Annotated in this window: 19 protein-coding genes; 14 read left to right on the top strand and 5 right to left on the bottom strand. The window is 69.9% G+C overall.

Annotated elements, in window-relative coordinates; genetic code table 11:
• Positions 1–30 precede the first annotated feature (30 nt).
• Both ACQP1K_RS02945 and ACQP1K_RS02950 read right to left on the bottom strand, forming a co-directional pair.
• A complete protein-coding gene (locus tag ACQP1K_RS02945) occupies positions 31–930 on the bottom strand; it encodes a YybH family protein (protein ID WP_433499327.1) in 900 nt (299 codons plus the stop codon).
• Positions 931–1,008: 78 nt separating this feature from the next.
• Positions 1,009–1,995 carry a sigma-70 family RNA polymerase sigma factor gene (locus tag ACQP1K_RS02950; protein ID WP_433499328.1) on the bottom strand — a complete coding sequence of 329 codons (987 nt, stop codon included), beginning with the start codon at positions 1,993–1,995 and terminating at the stop codon, positions 1,009–1,011.
• 263 nt (positions 1,996–2,258) lie between these two features.
• Between ACQP1K_RS02950 and ACQP1K_RS02955 the strand changes: the two genes are divergently transcribed.
• Both ACQP1K_RS02955 and ACQP1K_RS02960 read left to right on the top strand, forming a co-directional pair.
• Complete coding sequence (locus ACQP1K_RS02955) at positions 2,259–2,699, top strand: hypothetical protein (protein WP_433499329.1); 441 nt, start codon at positions 2,259–2,261, stop codon at positions 2,697–2,699.
• 88 nt (positions 2,700–2,787) lie between these two features.
• A complete protein-coding gene (locus ACQP1K_RS02960; RefSeq protein WP_433499330.1) occupies positions 2,788–3,189 on the top strand; it encodes a hypothetical protein in 402 nt (133 codons plus the stop codon).
• A gap of 54 nt (positions 3,190–3,243) precedes the next feature.
• Here the strand turns inward: ACQP1K_RS02960 and ACQP1K_RS02965 are convergent, their stop codons facing one another.
• Both ACQP1K_RS02965 and ACQP1K_RS02970 read right to left on the bottom strand, forming a co-directional pair.
• On the bottom strand, positions 3,244–3,597 hold the full coding sequence (locus tag ACQP1K_RS02965; RefSeq protein WP_433499331.1) for a DUF742 domain-containing protein: 354 nt from the start codon (positions 3,595–3,597) through the stop codon (positions 3,244–3,246).
• Positions 3,594–5,744, bottom strand: a complete 2,151-nt coding sequence (locus ACQP1K_RS02970; RefSeq protein WP_433499332.1) for a sensor histidine kinase — start codon at positions 5,742–5,744, stop codon at positions 3,594–3,596. The genes ACQP1K_RS02965 and ACQP1K_RS02970 overlap by 4 nt, the downstream gene beginning before the upstream one ends.
• A 309-nt stretch (positions 5,745–6,053) precedes the next feature.
• Here ACQP1K_RS02970 and ACQP1K_RS02975 point away from each other — a divergent pair, with 309 nt between their 5' ends.
• The 5 genes from ACQP1K_RS02975 to rfbD all read left to right on the top strand — a co-directional run bounded on the left by ACQP1K_RS02975 (position 6,054) and on the right by rfbD (position 11,489).
• Positions 6,054–6,410 carry a hypothetical protein gene (locus ACQP1K_RS02975; protein WP_433499333.1) on the top strand — a complete coding sequence of 119 codons (357 nt, stop codon included), beginning with the start codon at positions 6,054–6,056 and terminating at the stop codon, positions 6,408–6,410.
• Positions 6,411–7,044: 634 nt separating this feature from the next.
• On the top strand, positions 7,045–8,505 hold the full coding sequence (locus tag ACQP1K_RS02980; RefSeq protein WP_433501468.1) for a sugar transferase: 1,461 nt from the start codon (positions 7,045–7,047) through the stop codon (positions 8,503–8,505).
• Between the two features lie 91 nt (positions 8,506–8,596).
• Positions 8,597–9,661: a glucose-1-phosphate thymidylyltransferase gene (locus tag ACQP1K_RS02985; RefSeq protein ID WP_433499334.1), complete on the top strand. Its 1,065-nt coding sequence runs from the start codon at positions 8,597–8,599 to the stop codon at positions 9,659–9,661.
• Positions 9,658–10,611, top strand: coding sequence for a dTDP-glucose 4,6-dehydratase (gene rfbB, locus ACQP1K_RS02990; RefSeq protein WP_433499335.1), 954 nt, complete (start codon positions 9,658–9,660; stop codon positions 10,609–10,611). The genes ACQP1K_RS02985 and rfbB overlap by 4 nt, the downstream gene beginning before the upstream one ends.
• Positions 10,611–11,489, top strand: coding sequence for a dTDP-4-dehydrorhamnose reductase (gene rfbD, locus ACQP1K_RS02995; RefSeq protein WP_433499336.1), 879 nt, complete (start codon positions 10,611–10,613; stop codon positions 11,487–11,489). Before rfbB ends, rfbD begins: the two co-directional genes overlap by 1 nt.
• Here rfbD and ACQP1K_RS03000 read toward each other — a convergent pair.
• Complete coding sequence (locus tag ACQP1K_RS03000) at positions 11,483–12,076, bottom strand: dTDP-4-dehydrorhamnose 3,5-epimerase family protein (RefSeq protein ID WP_433499337.1); 594 nt, start codon at positions 12,074–12,076, stop codon at positions 11,483–11,485. The two genes, rfbD and ACQP1K_RS03000, sit on opposite strands and share 7 nt — an antisense overlap.
• A gap of 95 nt (positions 12,077–12,171) precedes the next feature.
• On the opposite strand from ACQP1K_RS03000, the gene ACQP1K_RS03005 reads away from it, so the two are divergent.
• From ACQP1K_RS03005 to ACQP1K_RS03035, 7 genes are read left to right on the top strand one after another with little or no spacing between them, the layout of a single operon-like run.
• On the top strand, positions 12,172–13,377 hold the full coding sequence (locus ACQP1K_RS03005) for a methyltransferase domain-containing protein (protein WP_433499338.1): 1,206 nt from the start codon (positions 12,172–12,174) through the stop codon (positions 13,375–13,377).
• Positions 13,374–14,159, top strand: coding sequence for a glucose-1-phosphate cytidylyltransferase (locus ACQP1K_RS03010; RefSeq protein ID WP_433499339.1), 786 nt, complete (start codon positions 13,374–13,376; stop codon positions 14,157–14,159). Before ACQP1K_RS03005 ends, ACQP1K_RS03010 begins: the two co-directional genes overlap by 4 nt.
• A complete protein-coding gene (locus ACQP1K_RS03015; RefSeq protein WP_433499340.1) occupies positions 14,129–14,818 on the top strand; it encodes a PIG-L deacetylase family protein in 690 nt (229 codons plus the stop codon). Before ACQP1K_RS03010 ends, ACQP1K_RS03015 begins: the two co-directional genes overlap by 31 nt.
• A 12-nt stretch (positions 14,819–14,830) precedes the next feature.
• Complete coding sequence (locus ACQP1K_RS03020) at positions 14,831–15,850, top strand: NAD-dependent epimerase/dehydratase family protein (protein WP_433499341.1); 1,020 nt, start codon at positions 14,831–14,833, stop codon at positions 15,848–15,850.
• Complete coding sequence (locus ACQP1K_RS03025) at positions 15,847–17,118, top strand: DUF4910 domain-containing protein (RefSeq protein ID WP_433499342.1); 1,272 nt, start codon at positions 15,847–15,849, stop codon at positions 17,116–17,118. The genes ACQP1K_RS03020 and ACQP1K_RS03025 overlap by 4 nt, the downstream gene beginning before the upstream one ends.
• Complete coding sequence (locus ACQP1K_RS03030) at positions 17,119–18,129, top strand: hypothetical protein (RefSeq protein WP_433499343.1); 1,011 nt, start codon at positions 17,119–17,121, stop codon at positions 18,127–18,129. It begins immediately after the preceding gene.
• Positions 18,126–19,670, top strand: coding sequence for an oligosaccharide flippase family protein (locus ACQP1K_RS03035; protein WP_433499344.1), 1,545 nt, complete (start codon positions 18,126–18,128; stop codon positions 19,668–19,670). The genes ACQP1K_RS03030 and ACQP1K_RS03035 overlap by 4 nt, the downstream gene beginning before the upstream one ends.
• Positions 19,671–19,677 lie beyond the last annotated feature (7 nt).

The following is a 19,677-nucleotide window of genomic DNA, read 5'->3' on the forward strand; positions in this document are numbered from 1 at the left end:
AGCCGGGCGGCGGCCTCTGCCGTGGTGAGGTCACGGCCGCAGGTCCGTACGGGCGATGCCGCTTTCCGGGTCGTACGGGTAGGAGACGTGCTGGTGGACCATCTGCCACGAGCCGCCGATCCGCTGGAACACGCGTGTGCCGCGGGACCAGTGCTCGACGGTGCTGCCGTCCGGCTGCTCGACGCGGACTCGGTCGAGGCCCCATCCGACGGCGAGGTCTCCCCGGGCGACGATCCTCAGGTCCGGTACGTCCCAGGTCACCGCTCCGCCCGAGGTCTCCAGGCCGCGCCGGCACACCTGCCGTACGGCGTCGGCGCCGACGTGCCGCAGCGGCTGCTCGTGTTCGTAGGAGACGACGTCATCGGCGATGGGCGCCATGAGGGCGTCGAGATCCCTGGCAGTGGTGTCGAGGAACCAGCGCTCGTGCAGTGCCCGCACCTCCGCTGACCCCGAGTCGGAGTCCCCGTCGGCCAGGGGGAAGGAGTGGTGCTCGTGGGCGATGACCCAACGCCCGTCCTGACGGCGCAGCCCGAAGGTGAGCCGGAGGCGGTTTCGCGGGTCGCGCGCCAGATCATCGGGCGAGCCGCAGCGCAGCAGGGCATGGGCGAAGGCGACGTCCTCCCCGGCGGTCACCTCCAGTGAAGTGAGCTCGAACCGGGCGCCCTGCGTTTGCCACCGCAGAAACTCTGGCCAGGCGGCCCGGTACGCGTCGAGGCCGCGCACGCCCTCGGCCGGCGGCGGCACGTCGAACATCACGACGTCATCGGCGTGGTCGGCGACGGTCCCGGCCGGGTCACCGGCGTCGACGGCGCGCACCCAGCGCTCGATCAGTTCCCTGATCGCGGTGTCGTCGCCGGCCGCTGCCGAAGTCCGGTCACCGGCAGCGGGGACGGTCTTCTCGTGGTCTGCGAGGGCGTGGTCGGGGGACATCGGATGCCTCCTGATCGTTGGCGGTCACACTTATAACCCGGCGCGGAACGCCGACTCATCGCACGGACCGCATCGTTCTCAGGAAACCCGCGCCGGCAGGCCGAAGGCGGGCAGGTCCGCCGTGAGGAACGACACCACCTCGGCGATCCGCGGTCCGCACAGGCGCAGAACGTCGAGGCCCGCGGGGAGGTGCACTCCCTGCTCGTCGTCCCACAGGTAGGTGCCGAACGCCGGCTGCCCGTTCGCCGTCGCCGGTACGAAGCGCCACCGCCGTTCTCGCAGCGGTCCGTCGAGGAGGAACGCGCGGACCGCGGCCTGTCCCTGGTACCAGGCGGTCAGCGGCGGCATGGAGTATCGGACGTCATCGGTCAGCATCGCCACGATCGCCTCCACATCCCCGCTCTCCCAGGCGTCGGCGTAGCGCCGAGCGAGATCGCGTACGGCCCGGTCGCCCAGGGCACGCAGCGTGGCCTGCTGGGTGGCCTCGGGCAGCAGCCTGTCGAGCAGTGCGCGCGCCCGCTGCAGCGCGCTGTTGACGGCGGCGACGGAGGTGTTCAGGAACCCGGCCGTCTCCTGAGCGGTGAACCCGAGCGCCTGCCGCAGCAGCAGTACGGCACGCTGCCGGGCGGGCAGGTGCTGCAATGCCGCGACGAAGGCCAGCTCCACGCCCTCCCTGGCCAGGATCTGAGTCTCGGGATCCAGTTCACGCACCCAGCCCAGCCGGTTCTGCGGGTACGGCTCGACCCAGGCGGCCTCTGTGACCGGCGTCGAACCCGGGCTCAGGTCGGTCGGCAGTTCCCGGCGGCGCCGCCGCTCCAGCATGGTCAGGCACCGGTTGGTGGCGATCATGTACAGCCATGCGCGCAGCGACCCGCCCCGGTCTTCGAACCGCTCCAGCCCCTGCCAGGCCCGCACCAACGTTTCCTGCAGGGCGTCCTCGGCGTCGTGCACCGAGCCCAGCATGCGATAGCAGTGGGCGTGCAACTCGCCGCGCAGCGGCTCGACCAGGAGTGCGAATGCTTCGGCGTCACCGCCACGGGCCGCGTCGACTCGCTCCGACGGCATGGATTCCTCCTTCACTCCGCGTGCTGACGCCGAGCCGTGATCGTCTCGTCTGCCGGAGCCGTCGGTGCCGCCAACGGTGGAGAACCCGGAAAAGGAGGGGACTCGACGGTCCGTGAACCGCCACCACGATGAGAATGGCGACACCGAACCTACCGAACGCGTGATCTGGATTCGCCGCGCGTGTTGTCGTGGTGGATCAGCCGGAGGCGGTACGGAGGTCGGTATTCCGTTTCGGCGGGTACGTTCCCAGGAGGGGGAATGCCATGAAGAAGATCTTCGCAGTCGCCGTGTTCGCCACGCTGGCCATGCTGGGCACGACCGCCGCCGCCACGGGCCACGTTCACACGCACGCCGGATCGCGGGCCGGGGGGCCGCCTGAGCCGAGGCCGGGCGCGCAGGTCGGTACGGAGGCGCAGCGGCCGGCGAAGGCGCGGCGACAGGTGAGCGAGGCTCAGTACAAGACCCTCCGCGACCAGTGCCGCTACGCGGATACGAAGGAGGCGCGCGAGCAGTGCCGGGCGGACGTCGCGGACAGATACTGCGTGGGCAGACCCGATCCCACACTCGACTGCCGCACCTACTCCGGTGTCACCGTCTGCGGGGAGCTGAAGCTGAGCGAGCGTGAGCAGGCCTGCGTCCGCACGTCCGTACAGGGCGGGATGACCCATCGCCGCGCGGAGGTGGAGTGCTACGCCTTCGACTGAGCGCCGCCGCTGACTCGGGTGGCGAGAAATCAGGCTGAACAACCAAATTTCGGGTGATCGTGAACTTCGGATGATCTAACCTGCCGGAGTGGACGCCAACAGCAGGGGTGCCGCCGATCTCCTGAGGGCGCTGATGCGTACGGCGGCGCGGTTCAGTGAGACCGGCCGGTCGCTTTCCGACGCCAACTTTCCCCACGTCCGCTGGGTGCCGATCTCGGATCTGGCGGGCCGGGCCGTACGGCTGGGCCTGGAGCTCGCGCTCCCTGGGCACGAGATCGTCTTCGAGTTGTCGGTCGCGGTGCGGACCGATGGGGGATTCGCGGTGCGGGGTGAGATCGTGCTGGACGGCGAGGACGTGTTCCTCGATCTGCCCCCGGCCGAGATCGCCGACGTGGCGGCGTGCACGGCCACGCTGGATCGATACGCGGACGAGCTCATCGCGCCGGCTCGCGGGCAGGTCGGACGGCTGCTCGAACAGTGCCCGTCGTGATCGCGCCGCTTCCGACTCCGCCGGGTCCGGTGGCGCGGCCGGTTCAGGCCGCCGTCACAGTGCCTGCAGACCCTGGATCACCTCGCGGAGGATGTGCTCCTGCGGCAGTTGCGCGACGGTCGCCTGCGGGCGGGCCGTGATCAGGCCCTGGTCGCGCAGGTCGCCCAGGAGGATCCGGACGACGTTCAGCGACAGGTTCAGCTCCCCGGCGATGTCCGCGACCGAGGACGGTGACCGGCACAGGTTGAGGATCCGCAGATGTTCGGGGGCGAGCCCGGTGGTACGGGCATGGGCCGAGGGGGTGGTCCGAATGATCATCATCATGTCGAAATCGGGCCCCGTCGGGCGGGTCCTGCCCCGGGTGAGGGTGTAGGGCCGCAGCAGCGGCCCGAAATCCTGTTCCGTCACGACTCCTCCTGAGCGCGCTGCCAGCCCGCCTGGAATGAGGAGAACACGTCCGCCCGCTCATCGCGCAGTTGTGGTGCGAGGTTGGCCTGCCGTACCCGCCTTGGCAACTCGTTCCTGTCGCCCGATCTGCTGCCCGGTTCGCCGTCCTTGCCCCGCTCTGCCCGATCGGTGGCGGCGGTGTCAGCGGCCGGTGGTGTGAGCGCGAGCGCGGGGGCGGGATGCGACACCGCGATCGTCTCGATCGACAGATCAGGGACCTCGGCCGCCACGATCAGTTCCTTCGGGACGAGCACGACCGCGCTCGTCCCACCATACGGCGAGGGCCGCAGCGAGACACGTACGCCGTGGCGCTGGGCGAGGCGCGCGACGACGAACAGGCCGAGCCGGTCGCTGTCGGCGAGGTCGAACTCGGGCGCGTCGGCGAGCAGTTCGTTGAGCCGGGCCATCTCCTCGGGCGCGATCCCGAGGCCGCGGTCCTCGATCTCCAGCGCGAAGCCCCTGGCGACCATGTCGCCGCGTACCTGGACCCGGGTGTGCGGCGGCGAGAAGATCGCGGCGTTCTCGATCAGCTCGGCCAGGAGGTGGATGACGTCGGTGACCGCGTTGCCGACCAGGGCGGGGCCGTGCGGCACGATCACGTCGACCCGCAGGTAGTCCTCGACCTCCTCCACGGCGGCGCGGGTCACGTCGAAGAGATTGACCGAGTCGCGCCAGCCGCGTCCGGGGGCCGCGCCCGAGAGGATGATGAGACCCTCGGCGTGCCGCCGCATGCGGGTGGTCAGGTGGTCGATCCCGAACAGCTTCTCCAGGACTTCGGGGTCGGTGACCTCCCGCTCCAGGCTGTCGAGCATGCGGAGCTGGCGCTGCAGCAGCGACTGGCTACGGCGGGCCAGGTTGAGGAAGACCTTGTTGACGCCCTGGCGCAGCGCGGCCTCCTGGACCGCGGATTCGATCGCGGTGCGCTGCACCGAGGCGAACGCCTGGCCGACGTTCTCGACCTCCACGGTCTCGGTGGTCTCGATCATGGGCGGGGTCTCGGCCGCCACATCGACGTCCTCACCGCGCCTGAGGCGGTTGACGATGCGGGGGAGCCGCAGGTCGGCGAGCTCGATGGCGGCTCGCTGGAGCTCGGTGAGCTCGCTGGTGATCCTCCTGGCGAACCGGAAGGAGACGAACGCGGTGCCGAGGATCACGATGAGTCCCACGACGCCGATGAGGGCGATGCTGAGGAGGATGCCCTGAGCACGTGGGGCCGCCCGGGCGGAGAGGGTCGTGCCGGCCGAGAGGGTGAGATCCTCGAACTTCTTGGACACCCCCTCGCTGATCGTCGGCCAGGAGAGCGCGCTCGACGGCAGCGGCTTGCCGGGCTTGATCCGGCTCAGGATCTGATCCTCCATGGACACGAACGAGGTGTAGAGGGAGGAGTTGTTCAGCTCGTTGAAGGGCCGGAGCAGCTCGGCGTCGAGCTGGCCGGTGCCGAGGTTGTAGAGCATCCGCCGCTTGCTGACCATCGCGGCGAAGGCGTCGCGGTCGTCCTGCGTCATGCGGCCGGCCACCTGGATGCCGGTGAGCAGCGCCGACTGCTGGCTCACCAGCTCATGGCTGCGCACGACCAGGACGACGGCCCTGGTCTGCTCGATCATGTCGATGTCGGCGGAGACCATGAGGTAGTCGTAGGCCGAGAACCCGACCTCGGCGACCGCGCTGTACTCCTCGATGGCGTTGAGACTGTGGATCGCGTGCCGGTCGACCCGGTCGCGTAGCTCGTCGAGCTTGCGTGTCCTGTTGATGAGGTCCTGGACCCGGCTCCACACCGCGGGAGGCGTTTCGTCCTTGACGCTCGCCGACGAGCGGGCCAGCTCGGCCACCGCCTCGTCGGTCGCCTTGCGCTCCCTGTCGAGCTCGCTCTTGAGCGCGACCGGAGAGTTGAGACAGGCGGCGGTCAGCAGGCGCTCGCGCTGCAGCTGCTGCAGCACGCCGCCTATGGGCTGTACGACGTTCGTGAAGACGGTCTGGATCCGGAGCAGCTCGACGCCCATCCGGATCGTGTAGGAGGCGCCGACCCCCCACATCATCACCAGAGCGATGGCCGGTACGAGCAGGATTGCCGTGATCTTGAAGCGAATGGAACGTTTCCGGCCAGCCATAACCCTGTCCGTCCGTGACCCCTCAGTTAATAGTGGCGAAACACTAGCAATCTGGGAGTCGTACTATCCAGGGAAGCTTCTTAACATTTGGGGGACAGTTCGCGTAATGTCCCGGTTTGCTGTCGGGTATGCCTTGCCGTCCACTTACTCGGGCCGGGGTCATGGCCGTCGCGCGTCGGCGGGCGATCGCCGTACGACGGCTCCGGGGCAGGTCCGGGCCGGTTCGATGGCATCTCCGGCCTTCCTCGGGACACGGCCTTGCGCCGGTTGGCTTGCGCGGTGCGGCTTCGAGTGGCCACAATCGCGCCCATGCACGGCAACGCAGTGCCGGATTCCTATGTGTACGTCACCGAAGAAGGTGTGACCCGCCACTACGCTGACGGCAGCGTCGAGGCTCTCGCCTGGGAAGACGTCGTCGAGGTCAGGGTCGGCGGGCACGTGCCCGCCGACGGCGACGTTTTCATAGTCCTCCTGGACGGTGAGGGGGAGGGCTGTGTCGTCCCCAAGTCGGCGACCGATGCGAGCTTCCTGACCCGGTTGAGGTATCTGCCGGACTTCGACCTTGATCGGCTGAGCACTGCCGTCGAGAGCGCACATGACGAATATGTCGTGGTATGGCGTAGTCCAGAGCCTCCCGCCCCGCTTCCCGATCTCGAATACGACTGATCGTCCCTGACTGGGGTGCCATTTCCGATTTGGTGGTGGGAATTCGGGCACTGTCAGGGGTGCGGTCAAGACATGAATAAGGCTCGCTTTCGTCGTGATTCGGTGCGGTAGCCTCACGGTATCCGCCTGTCCGAAAGTCGGCCGTGTAATAAAAGCGACGAAGCCGACATAGCGGTTTATGTCGTCTTTATGATTCGCTTCGGTGTGCAGCGTGGTCCGCGTGGCCGGGACGCCGGAGGTGACCGTGGTTCGGCACGCTCCGTCGGCCTCCGCCGTCCACCGGCCTTCGAGGAGCATGCCCGTCATCTGGCCCGATGTCCGTCGTGGGGGAAACGGAGACCGAGACGGACGGTGTCCGGAAGCCGCATCGGTTCTTCTCGCTCCGGCCCCGACCCGTTGGCGCGCTCGGATTTTCGTCGTCCGGGAATTCTTGAATCGGACCTCTTTCTCGGGTTTCGGACGATCGGCTCGCGGTCGATTTTGGATGCATGGCCACATTCCATACTCATGGGTTGTTCTTTAGTATCAGCTTGAAGCGCCGGCTCCAATGTGAACGAGACTTGGGTCAACCTGAGGGGCGATAGGGGCGTCAATCTCGCGGAAGGTCCGGCGGCGAGGGGCGTGGTAAATGGAAATGCGACTGGGATCGCCCGATCCTGCTGTCGTCACCGACATCATCCGCGCGCGCCGGTCACAGCGCGCGCCCGCTGCACGTCACACCCGGCTGCTGGTGATCGGCGACCTGGTCTGTGCCTTCGTCGCGCTGGCGACCGTCGTGCTGACCCGGGTCGGCCTCGGGCAGTTCATCCCGATCGAGGACTTCCTGCTCGGGCTGGCCCTCACCATCATGTGGCCGGGGGTCATGGCACTCGTGGGGGCCTACGGCGGTAAGACCCAGGGCGAGGGAGCGGAGGAGTTCCGCGTCGTCACGCAGGGAGGAATGGGTCTCATCGCCGCGACCGCGATCGGGGCCTACGCGACCCAGGCCACCGTGGCGAGAAGCTACGTGATGGCCATGATGCCGCTCGCGACCTTGATCACCCTGGTGTTCCGCCACCGGATGCGCAGGCGACTGCACCGGCTGCGGGCCCGAGGCGAGCGCCTGCGCCGGGTGGTGGCGGTGGGACACCCCGCATCCGTTCTCGATCTGGTCGCGCAGTTCCGGCGGCAGCCGTACCACGGCATGCGGGTCGTCGCCGCGTGCCTGCCGTCCGGCGACCCCCGACTGTGTCGTGAGGTGGGCGGGGTGCCCGTGCTGGGGGACTTCGACGATGTCCCCGCCGTCGTCGACAAGGCCGAGGCCGACGCCGTCGCCGTGCTCGCCTGCCCGGAACTGGACGGTGCGGCCCTGCGGCGGCTCGCCTGGGGAATCGAGCCCAGGGGCACCGATCTGTTCGTGGCCTCTGCGCTCATGGACGTCGCCGGGCCGCGGATCGGGATCCGGCTGGTGGCCGGCATGCCGCTGCTGCATGTCGAGCATCCCGACATCGACGGCATCCGCCAGGTCGTCAAGAGCGCGTTCGACAAGGTCATGGCGGCGTTGGTGCTGGCGGTCGTGGCCGTGCCGATGCTCACCATCGCCGTCGTCATCCGGACCACCAGCCCGGGCCCGGCCCTGTTCCGTCAGAGACGGGTCGGCCGTCACGGCAGGGAGTTCCACATGCTGAAGTTCCGCACCATGGTCGCGGACGCCGAGCGGCTCAAACAGACGCTCTTCGACAGAAACGAGTCCGACGGTGTGCTGTTCAAGATTCGGAACGATCCAAGGATCACCCGGGTCGGCGCCCTGCTCCGCCGCTACTCCCTGGACGAGCTGCCGCAGCTGCTCAACGTGCTGCGCGGCGAGATGTCACTGGTCGGCCCGCGTCCGCCGCTGCCCGTCGAGGTCGAGCGGTACGGCGCGGACGTGCGCCGTCGCCTCGTGGTCAAACCGGGGATGACCGGGCTGTGGCAGGTGAGCGGGAGATCGGACCTGACGTGGGAGGAGTCGGTCCGGCTCGACCTGCGCTATGTGGAGAACTGGTCGCTCATGCTGGACCTGCAGCTGCTGTGGAAGACCTGGTCGGCGGTCACCCGCGGGGAAGGCGCCTACTGAGATGACGGCCGCCCCCTTGAATGCCCCACAGCGAAAAGCGGCGCAGCGAAAAGCCGCGCAGCGGGAAGAAGCGCAGCGGAAAACACCGCGGATGAAGGCGCTCGTGCTCGCCGGCGGCTCCGGCACCCGTCTGCGGCCCATCACCCACACCCGGGCCAAGCAGCTCGTCCCGGTGGCCAACAAGCCCGTCCTGTTCTACGGGCTGGAGTCGATCGCGTCCGCGGGTGTCCGGGACGTCGGCATCGTCGTGGGGGACACCCACGCCGAGATCGAGGCCGCCGTCGGCGACGGCTCCGCTTTCGGGCTCCGGGTCACCTACCTCCGCCAGGAGGCGCCCCTCGGGCTGGCGCACGCCGTGCTGATCGCCCGCGACTATCTGGGCGACGACGACTTCGTGATGTATCTCGGCGACAACTTCATCGTCGGCGGGATCGACGGGCTGGTCGAACGCTTCCGGTCGCGGCGGCCGAGCGCGCAGATCCTGCTGACCCGGGTCTCCGATCCGAGCCAGTTCGGGGTCGCCGAGCTGGACGGCCAGGGGCGGGTCGTCGGCCTGGAGGAGAAGCCCCGCACGCCCAAGAGCGATCTGGCGCTGGCCGGCGTCTACCTCTTCGGCCCCGAGATCCACGAGGCGGTGGCCGAGCTGAAACCGTCGTGGCGCGGCGAATTGGAGATCACCGATGCCATCCAGTGGCTCATCGAGTCGGGCCGGGCCGTCGAGCCCACGCTGATCTCCGGCTACTGGAAGGACACCGGCAACGTCGCCGACATGCTGGAGGTCAACCGGCTCGTGCTCGAGTCCCTGGAGACGCGGTCGGACGGCGACGTGCACGACTCCGAGCTGATCGGCCGGGTCGCGGTCGAGCCCGGCGCGACGGTGCGCCGCTCCCGCGTCGTCGGTCCCGCCGTCATCGGCGCGGGGACCCTGATCAGTGACTCCTACATCGGCCCGTTCACCTCGATCGCCGGAGACTGCCGGATAACCGGCAGCGAGATCGAGTATTCGATCGTCCTCGCCCGTGCCTCCATCGACGGCGTCCGCAGGATCGAGGCCTCGTTGATCGGTCACGACGTCGAGGTCACCCCCGCCCCCAACACCCCGCGAGCTCACCGGCTGGTGCTCGGCGATCACAGTAAGGTCCAGATCTCCTCATGAGAGTGCTCGTCACCGGTGGCGCCGGTTTCATCGGCTCCCACTATGTGCGTACGGCCGTCGCCGAGACCGATGACAAGATCACGGTGCTGGACGCGCTGACGTACGCCGGCAATCTCGCCAACCTCGAACCGGTCTCCGGAGCGTACGACTTCGTCCACGGCGACATCTGCGACGCCGCGCTGATGGCGAACGTTGTCGCCGGTCACGACCTGGTCGTCAACTTCGCCGCCGAGTCCCACGTCGACAGGTCGATCGAGGGGCCCGCCGCGTTCGTCCGCACCAATGTGCTCGGCACCCAGACGCTCATGCAGGCCTGCCTCGAAGCGGGCGTGCCCAGGGTCGTCCACGTCTCCACCGACGAGGTCTACGGGTCGATCGACATCGGGTCCTGGGACGAGTCCGCCTCGCTCCGGCCGCGCTCGCCGTACGCGGCCGCGAAGGCGGGCGGGGACATGATCGCCCTCGCCTACGCGGTCACGTACGGGCTGCCCGTGTCGATCACCCGCTGCGGCAACAACTACGGGCCCTACCAGCATCCGGAGAAGGTGATCCCGCTGTTCGTCACCAACCTGCTGGAGGGCCGGAAGGTCCCGTTGTACGGGGACGGCGGCAACGTCAGGGACTGGATCCACGTCGACGATCATTGCCGGGCGATCCGGCTCGTCGCCGAGGCGGGCGATCCCGGCGAGATCTACCACATCGCCGGCACGGCGGAGCTGACCAATCTGGAGCTGACCCGGCGGCTGCTCGACGCGCTCGGCGCGGACTGGGACATGGTCGAGCACGTGGCCGACCGCCCCGGCCACGACCGCCGCTACTCACTCGACGACACGAGGCTGCGACGGCTCGGCCACCGCCCGGCGGTCGCGTTCGACGACGGCCTCGCCGGCACCGTCGACTGGTACACCGGCAACGCCGACTGGTGGCGACCGCTCAGGGCGGGCGCGTGATGACGAGATGGCTCGTGACCGGGGCCGGCGGCATGCTCGGCACCGACCTCGTGGCCGTGCTGCGGGAGCGCGGGCGCGACGTCGTCCCGCTCGACCGGGCCGGGCTCGACCTGCGCGACCCGGCGGCGGTCCGCGCGGCGGTGCGCGACATCCGGCCCGGCGTGGTGGTCAACTGCGCCGCCTGGACGGCGGTCGACGACGCGGAGACCCACGAGGAGGAGGCGCTCGCCGTCAACGGCGACGCCGTGGGCGTACTCGCGCGGGAGTGCGCGGCGGTGGGGGCGCGGCTGGTCCAGCCGTCCACCGATTACGTGTTCGACGGCCGGGGCCGGGAGCCGTACGCGGAGGACGCCGAGCCCACGGAACCGGTCAACGCCTACGGCCGCACGAAGCTCGCCGGGGAACGCATGGTCACCGAGGTCCTTCCGGCGGACGGCTACGTGGTGCGCGCCGCCTGGTTGTACGGCACGGCCGGGCGGAACTTCGTCCGTACGATCATCCGGCTGGCCGCTGAGCGGGAGACCGTCGACGTGGTCGACGACCAGCGCGGCCAGCCCACCTGGGCGGCCGACCTGGCCCTGTGGATCGTCGTGCTGGCCGAGTCGGGCGCACCCGCGGGGATCTATCACGGCACGAACTCCGGGAGCACCACCTGGTACGGCCTGGCCCGGGAGATCTTCACCCTGCTCGGCGCCGATCCCGGCCGGGTGCGGCCGGTCGCCTCGGCGGCGTTCCCCCGGCCCGCCGCCCGCCCGGCCTACAGCGTGCTCGCACACGGCGGATGGGCGCGGGCGGGGTTGGCCCCCATGCGGCACTGGCGGGACGCGCTGCACGCCGCCTGGCCCGCGCTCACGGCGGAGAGGGCGGGGGTTCAGTGAGCGGCGGCGTACCAGTCGAGGCAGTCTCGGTGCCCGGGCAGCAGACCGGCCGCCAGCGCCTCCTTCACCGTCGGGGCGGCGGCGTCCCGGTCCGACAGGGTCAGCTCCCCGGCGGGCGACGGCCAGTCGATGCCGACGTCCGGGTCGAGCGGGTGGATCCCGTGCTCCCGGCCGGGTGCGTACGGCTGCGAGCACAGGTAGACGACGGTCGCCTGCTCGCTGAGTGCGAGGAAGGCGTGGCCGAGCCCCTCGGCGATGAACAGGCCCCGCCTGGACTCGTCGTCCAGGGTGACCGCCTCCCACCGGCCGAACGTCGGCGAGCCGACCCGGATGTCCACCACGACGTCGAGGATCGACCCCGCGACGCAGGTGACGTACTTGGCCTGTCCGGGAGGCACGTCGGCGAAGTGGACGCCGCGCAGGGTGCCCCGCCTGGAGACCGAGCAGTTGACCTGGGCGACCTCCAGCCCGCGGCCGGAGGCGGCACGCAGGTCGGCCATGCGGTACGCCTCGAGGAACGCGCCGCGCGAGTCGCCGTGGACGCGGGGGGTGTGGCACCAGGCTCCGTCGATGCTCAGGCGATCCATGACCGAAGCATGACACAGCGGAGACGGCTGTTCCCGATCTTGCGAGTTTCTTCCGGTCCTGACGATTCTGCCGCCGCCGGCGGCGAAGGAGCGAAATGATGGCAACCTGCCGGCTGTGCGGCTCCGCCGACCTGATGGGGGTCGTCGACCTCGGCGCGACGCCCCCGTGCGAGCGCTTCCTGACGGCCGATCAGCTCGATGAGCCGGAGCCCACCTATCCGCTGCACCTGCGCGTGTGCACCGACTGCCGGCTGGCGCAGATCCCGCCGTTGATCACCCCCGAGGAGACCTTCACCGAGTACGCGTACTTCTCCTCCTACTCGACGTCCTGGGTGGAGCACGCGCGGAGGTTCGTCGCCGACCGGGATCTGCGACCGGATTCGTTCGTGGTGGAGGTGGCCAGCAACGACGGTTACCTGCTGCGGCACGTCGTCGACCGCGGGGTGCGCTGCCTCGGCATCGAGCCGTCGGCGAACGTCGGGCAGGCCGCCAGGGACCGGGGCGTGCCCACGCTCACCGAGTTCCTCACCCCGGAGGTGGGCGCTGCCGTACGCGCCGAGCACGGGCCGGCCGATCTCGTCGTGGCCAACAACGTCTACGCCCACATCCCCGACGTGATCGGGTTCACCGAGGGCCTGCGCGCACTGGTCGCCGACGACGGCCTGGTCTCCATCGAGGTGCAGCACCTGCTCTCGCTCATCGAGCTCAACCAGTACGACACGATCTACCACGAGCACTTCCAGTACTACACGGTCGCCTCGGCGCGGCGGGCGCTGGCGAGCGGCGGCCTCACGCTGGTGGACGTGGAGCTGCTGCCCACACACGGCGGCTCGATCCGGCTGTGGGCGAGTCCCGGCGGCGAGCCGGGTGAGCGGGTCTCGGAGGTGCTGGCCCGGGAGAAGGCGGCGGGGCTGCACGAGGCGTCCGGTTACGAGGACTTCGCCCTGCGCGTCGCCCGGGTCCGGCGCGACCTGCTGCGGTTCCTCATCGACGCGGCGGAGGAGGGCCGGACCGTCGCCGGGTACGGCGCGCCGGGCAAGGGGAACACGCTGCTCAACCACTGCGGAGTCCGGCCCGACCTGCTGCCGTACACGGTGGACCGCAACCCCTACAAGCACGGCAGGTTCACCCCCGGAACCCGGATTCCGATCCTGCCGCCTGAGCGTCTGGCCGCCGACCGGCCCGACTACGTCCTGGTCCTCCCCTGGAACCTGCGCGAGGAGCTGACCGAGCAGCTCTCCTACGTCCGCGAGTGGGGCGGCCGGTTGGTCTTCCCCATCCCCCACCTGGAGGTCGTGTGAAGGTCGTGCTGTTCTGCGGCGGGCGCGGTACGCGGATGCGCAGCGAGCTGCCCGGCGGCGACCTGCCGAAGCCGATGCAGCTCGTCGGGCCCCGGCCGCTGCTCTGGCACGTCATGCGCTACTACGCGCACTTCGGGCACAGGGACTTCCTGCTGTGCCTGGGGTACGGAGCCAACTCGATCAAGGAGTTCTTCCTCAACTATCAGGAGACCGACTCCAACGACTTCGTGCTGAACGGCGGCCGGGTCGAGCCGCTGTCCACCGACATCTCCGACTGGTCGATCACGTTCGCGGACACCGGGCTCGACACCCCCATAGGCGAACGGCTGCGCCGGGTGCGGCCGCACCTCGAAGGCGAGGAGATGTTCCTGGCCCACTACGCCGACGTGCTGTGCGACGTGCCGCTGTCCGACGTCATCGACCGGTTCTCCGCCGCCGACGCGGGTGCTTCGATGCTGGTGGTGCCGCCGGGCAACACCTTCCACTGCGTGGACCTGGCGGAAGGCGGGCTGGTCGGCGGGATCACCCCGATCAGCCAGATGCCGCTGTGGGTCAACGGCGGCTTCTTCGTGCTCCGCCAAGAGATCTTCGAGCACATTCCGGAGGGCGGCGACCTGGTCGCCCACGGCTGCACGGAACTGGCCAAGCGCGGCAGGCTGCTGGCCTACCCCTACCGGGGCTACTGGCGGCCCACCGACACGGTCAACCAGCGGCTGGAACTGGATCGGGCCTGGGCCAGGGGCGAGCGGCCGTGGGCGCTGTGGGAGGCGGCGCCGTGCTGACGCTGGTGCCGGAGCACTGCCGGGAGATCCTGCTCCTCGCCGCCCACTGCGACGATCTGCCGATCGGGGCGGGCGGGACGCTGCTCGAGCTCTGCCGGGCCCGCCCCGGGCTGCGGGTCACCGCGCTCGTGCTGTCCGGCGGCGGCACCGGGCGGGAGGCCGAGGAGAGAGCGGCGCTGCCCGCCTTCTGCCCCAAGGCGGAGCTCGATCTGACCGTGCTCGACCTGCCGGACGGCCGGCTGCCCACCCACTGGGAGCGGGCCAAGCTGGCCCTGGAGGACCTGCGGCGGCGGTGCGACCCCGACCTGGTGTTCGCCCCTGCGCCGCACGACGCGCATCAGGACCACCGCGGCCTGGCCCGCCTGGCGCCCACGGTCTTCCGCGATCACCTGACGCTGGGCTACGAGATCCTCAAGTGGGAGTCCGACCTGGCGCAGCCCGCCGTCTTCGTGCCGCTCAAAGAGGAGACGGTGCGGGAGAAGACCGATCTGCTGCACGCGCACTACCCCTCGCAGCACGCGCGTGGCTGGTTCGACGAGGAGACGTTCCGCGGATTGGCGAGGGTGCGCGGAGTGCAGTGTCAGAGCCGCTACGCGGAGGCGTTCCACGCGGCCAAGCTCGCCATCGGCGTCGGCGCCGGTGTCCACAGTCTGTTCTAGGGGGAGATTTCGTTGCGCGTTCTGCTGACCGGGCACCAGGGCTATCTGGGTACGGTGCTGGCCTCGGTGCTGGCGGAGGCCGGCCATGACGTCGTCGGGCTCGATTCCGGGCTCTTCGCCGACTGCGTGCTCGGTCCCGCTCCGGCCGATCCCAAGGCGTACGAGCTGGACCTGCGGGACGTGCGTCCCGAGCACCTGATCGGGTTCGACGCGGTGATCCACCTCGCCGCGCTGTCCAACGACCCACTGGGTTCGCTGGCCCCCGAGCTGACGTACGACATCAACCACCAGGCCTCGGTACGGCTGGCCAGGCTGGCGCGAGACGCCGGGGTGGGGAGGTTCCTCTACGCGTCGACCTGCTCGGTGTACGGCGCCACCGGGGGCGAGGAGTTGGTGACGGAGGACGCCCCGCTGCGGCCGGTGACGCCGTACGCCGTCTCGAAGGTCCGGGTCGAGGAGGACCTGGTCGAGCTGGCCGACGACGACTTCAGCCCGGTGTTCCTGCGCAACGCCACCGCTTTCGGATTCTCCCCGCGGCTGCGTGCGGACATCGTGCTGAACAACCTGGTCGGCCACGCGGTGCTCAGCGGCGTGGTGAAGGTCCTGTCCGACGGCACGCCCTGGCGGCCTCTCGTGCACGCCAGGGACATCGCGGCCGCGTTCCGGCTGGCGCTGATCGCCCCGCGCGGGGCGGTGCACCTCAGGGCGTTCAACGTGGGGACCGAGCGCAACAACGTGACCGTCGCGCAGATCGCAGCCGAGGTGGTCAGGGCGGTTCCGGGCGCCGAACTGCTGATCACCGGGGAGACCGGGGCGGACCCGAGGTCGTACCGGGTGGACTTCTCCCGGATTCGGGCGGCGCTGCCCGGTTACGGCTGCGCCTGGTCCGTGGCGGACGGCGCGAGCGAGCTGGTGGCCGCCTACCGCCGGTACGGGCTCACCCGCGAGGACTTCGACCGGAAGTTCACCCGCCTGGCCCGGCTGTCCGGCAGATGCGCGGCGGGGACTCTCGACGAGAGCCTGCGGCCGTGACCGGGGAGGAGATGCACGCCCTGGTGGAGCGGCTCTACCCGCTGTGCCGGAGCATCACCGGTGACGGGGTGCGCCGCACCCTGGAGATCCTCGGCGAGCTGATCCCGCTGGAGATCCGCGAGGTGCCGACGGGGACCCGGGTCCTCGACTGGGTCGTGCCGAAGGAGTGGAACATCCGCGACGCCTACATCAAGGACGCCGCGGGCAGGCGGGTGGTCGACTTCGCCGAGTCCAACCTGCACGTGGTCGGGTACAGCGTGCCGGTGTCCGCCACGATGACCCTCGAAGAGCTCCGCCCGCACCTGCACACGCTGCCGGAGCAGCCCGGCCTGATCCCGTACCGGACCGGCTACTACGCGGAGACCTGGGGGTTCTGCCTGCGGCACGAGACGCTGGAGTCGCTCGGGCCGGGGCCGTACGAGGTGCGCATCGATTCGACGCTCGAGGACGGTCACCTGACGTACGGCGAGTGCGTCCTGCCGGGAAGCGAGCCCCACGAGGTGCTCGTCTCCTGCCACGTGTGCCATCCCTCGCTGGCCAACGACAACCTGGCCGGCATAGCGGTCGCGATCGGGCTCGTCCGGAGGCTGGCGCGGGCGAATCCGCGGTACACCTACCGTTTTCTGTTCGCGCCGGGCACCATCGGGGCGATCACCTGGCTGGCCCGCAACCGCGACCGGGTCGATCGGATAAGCCACGGGTTCACCCTCGCCTGCGCCGGGGACGCGGGCGCGCTCACGTACAAGAAGAGCCGGCGCGGCGACGCGAAGATCGACCAGGCCATGCGGTACGTGCTGAGTTCGTCAGGGCGTCCGCATCGGGTGCTGGAGTTCTCTCCGTACGGCTACGACGAGCGTCAGTTCTGCTCACCGGGATTCGACCTCGGCGTCGGCTCGCTCACCCGGACCCCGTACGGCGCCTACCCCGAATATCACACCTCGGCCGACGATCCCGGCTTCGTGTCCCCCGAGGCGATGGCCGACACGCTGGAGACGTGCTGGGCGGCGCTGAACGTGCTGGAACGCGACCGCCGGTACCTGAACCTCAGCCCCTACGGCGAGCCGCAGCTTGGCAGGCGCGGACTGTACGGCTCGCTGGGTGGCCGCAGCGACACCAGGGACGACCAGATGGCGATGCTCTGGGTGCTGAACCTCTCCGACGGAGAGCACGACTTGCTGGAGATAGCGAGACGATCCGGGCTTCCGTTCGACCTCGTGGCGGACGCGGCGGATGCCCTCGTGGACGCGGAACTGCTCAAGGAGCTATAGATGACGCAACTAGCCGCCCCAGCGCTCAACCTGCGTGTCGGTGAGCTCGTGGAGGTCCGCAGCGAGGAGGAGATCCTCGCGACCCTGGACGACAAGGGCGAGTTGGACAACCTGCCCTTCATGCCGGAGATGCTGCGCATGTGCGGGCAGCGGTTCAGGGTGCACAAGGTCGCGCACAAGCTGTGCGACACGATCACGGGCAGCGGCATGCGGCGCATGGACCGCGCCGTCCATCTGGCCGGGGCGCGGTGCGACGGATCGGCCCACGGCGGATGCCAGACCGCCTGCTCGCTGTACTGGAAGGAGGCCTGGCTCAGACGGGTGGAGCCGGGAACCCCGGCCGCCGAGGTCGGCGGGGTCCGGCCGTCCCGGCCGCTCCTGCCCCTGCTGGAGGTCAACAGCAGGAGGGAACCCGGCCCGGACGGCGAGGAGCGCTTCTCCTGCCAGGCCACGGAGCTCCTGCGCGCCGCGCCGGTCTGCCTGCCGCTGAAGGATCTGGGGCAGTACGTCACGGACGTGCGCAGCGGCAACGCCGGGGTCTTCGCGGTGCTGCGCGCCTTCCTGGTCGGGGTGTTCAACCGCTACCAGAGCGCCAGCAAGCGGATCCTCCCGCGCTGGTTGTGGATCCGCGGCGGAGCGCGCTGGGGGTGGCTCAAGGGCCGCGCCGGCGCCACGACCCCGGTCGAGGATCTCGGACTGCGGCCGGGCGAACTCGTCCGGATCAAGTCCAAGGAGGAGATACTCAAGACCCTCAACGACGACCTGCTCAACCGCGGGATGGGGTTCGAGGAGGAGATGAGCCGCTACTGCGGCAGGACGGCACGGGTGCGGGCCAGGGTCGACCGGTGCATCGACGAGAAGACCGGGCGGATGCTGCGGATGAAGACCGCGTGCATCATCCTCGACGACATCGTCTGCGCGGGCGCCTACAACGTGAGCTGCCCCCGGGAGTTCGTGCCGTTCTGGCGGGAGATCTGGCTTGAGCGCGTCGAAGAGACGCGGCCCGTATGAGCCGTTCCCCCGAACAGGAGCGGCCGCACTCGGGGCAGGACGCGGAACGGCAGGACGCGGAGCGGGAGGACGGGGAGCGGCAGGCGGAGGTGGTGGACTCCATCGGCCGTAAGGCCGGACGGGGTCTCGGGTGGAGCCTGCTGGGCACGCTGGCCACCAAGATCGGGTCGTTCGCCATGGGCCTGGTGCTCGCCCGCCTGCTCGCGCCCGAGGACTTCGGCCTGTATGCCATCGCGCTGGCCGCGACCCAGTTCGTCATGCACATCAACGACGCCGGCATCATCGCGGCGACCGTGCAGTGGCGGGGGAAGCTGGAGGACATGGCGCCGACCGCGGCGGTGCTGGCCGTCTCGTTCAGCGCCGCCGTCTACGGCGTCTTCTGGGTGATCGCGCCGTCCTTCGCCCGCCTGGCCGGCAACGAGGAGGCGACCCCGGTGGTGCGCCTGCTCACCGCGATCATCCTGGTCGACGGGGTGACGGCGGTCCGCAGCGCGGCCCTGCTGCGCAGGTTCGAGCAGGACAAGCTGACGAAGGCCATCGTGGTGGGCTTCGTGGCGAACGCCGCCCTGGCCATTCCGCTGGCCGCCGACGGCGCCGGAGCGTACAGCTTCGCCGTCGGGCAGGTCGCGGCGTCGGTGGTCACCGGGGTCCTGGTGTTCCTGTCGGCCAGGTTGCCGGTCCGTTTCGCGATGGACCGCGAGATCGCGGGCAGGCTCCTGCGGTTCGGCCTGCCCCTGGCGGGGAGCCTCGGCATCGAGTCCGTGCTGGTGAACGCGGACTACGTCATCGTCGGGGACGCACTCGGCCCGGTCGCACTCGGCTACTACCTGATCGCGTTCAACGTGTCGAGCTGGGTGCCGGGTCTCGTCGGCACCGCCGTACGCTATGTCTCGGTCGCGGGCTTCTCCCGGCTGGCCGAGAACGATCCGGAGTCGCTGGAGCTGGGCGTGCGCCGCTCCGTCCCGCTGCTGCTCGCCGCGGTGCTGCCGGCGGCCGTGCTCATGTGCACGCTCGCGCATGAGATCGTGGTCTTCCTGTACGGCCAGAAGTGGGCCCCGGCGGCCGAGGTGCTGCGCTTCCTCGCGGTGCTGATGGTGGTCCGGATGTTCACGTCCTTCGCTTTCGACATCCTCACCTCCGTCGGCGCCACCAAGTGGACGGTCTGGGTGAATCTGGGCTGGGTCGCGCTGCTGGTGCCCGCTCTGCTCGTGGGGACCCGCATGGCGGGGATCCGCGGCACCGCGATCGGGCACTCCGTGGTCGCGCTGCTCGTCGCGCTCCCGCTCGCCGCGTTGGCGCTGCACAGATCCGGTGTCCGGCTGCGCCCGATGCTGCCCGGGCTGGTACGGCCACTGGGCGGTGCCGTACTCGCGACCCTGGTCGTCATCGTGATCTCCGCCGCGACGGCGCCGCTGACCGGCGGTCTCCCGGTGGCCGAGTTGTCGGTGGCCGGCGGGGCCGGCCTGCTCGTCTACGCACTCGTCGTCGTGCCAGGAAGCCTGCTCAGGAAGCTGGGCTCCCGGGTGGTCCAGTCGATCTGAAAGGAAC

Origin of the sequence: Sphaerimonospora sp. CA-214678, assembly GCF_050942215.1 — a bacterium.
Taxonomy (GTDB): Bacteria; Actinomycetota; Actinomycetes; order Streptosporangiales; family Streptosporangiaceae; genus Sphaerimonospora.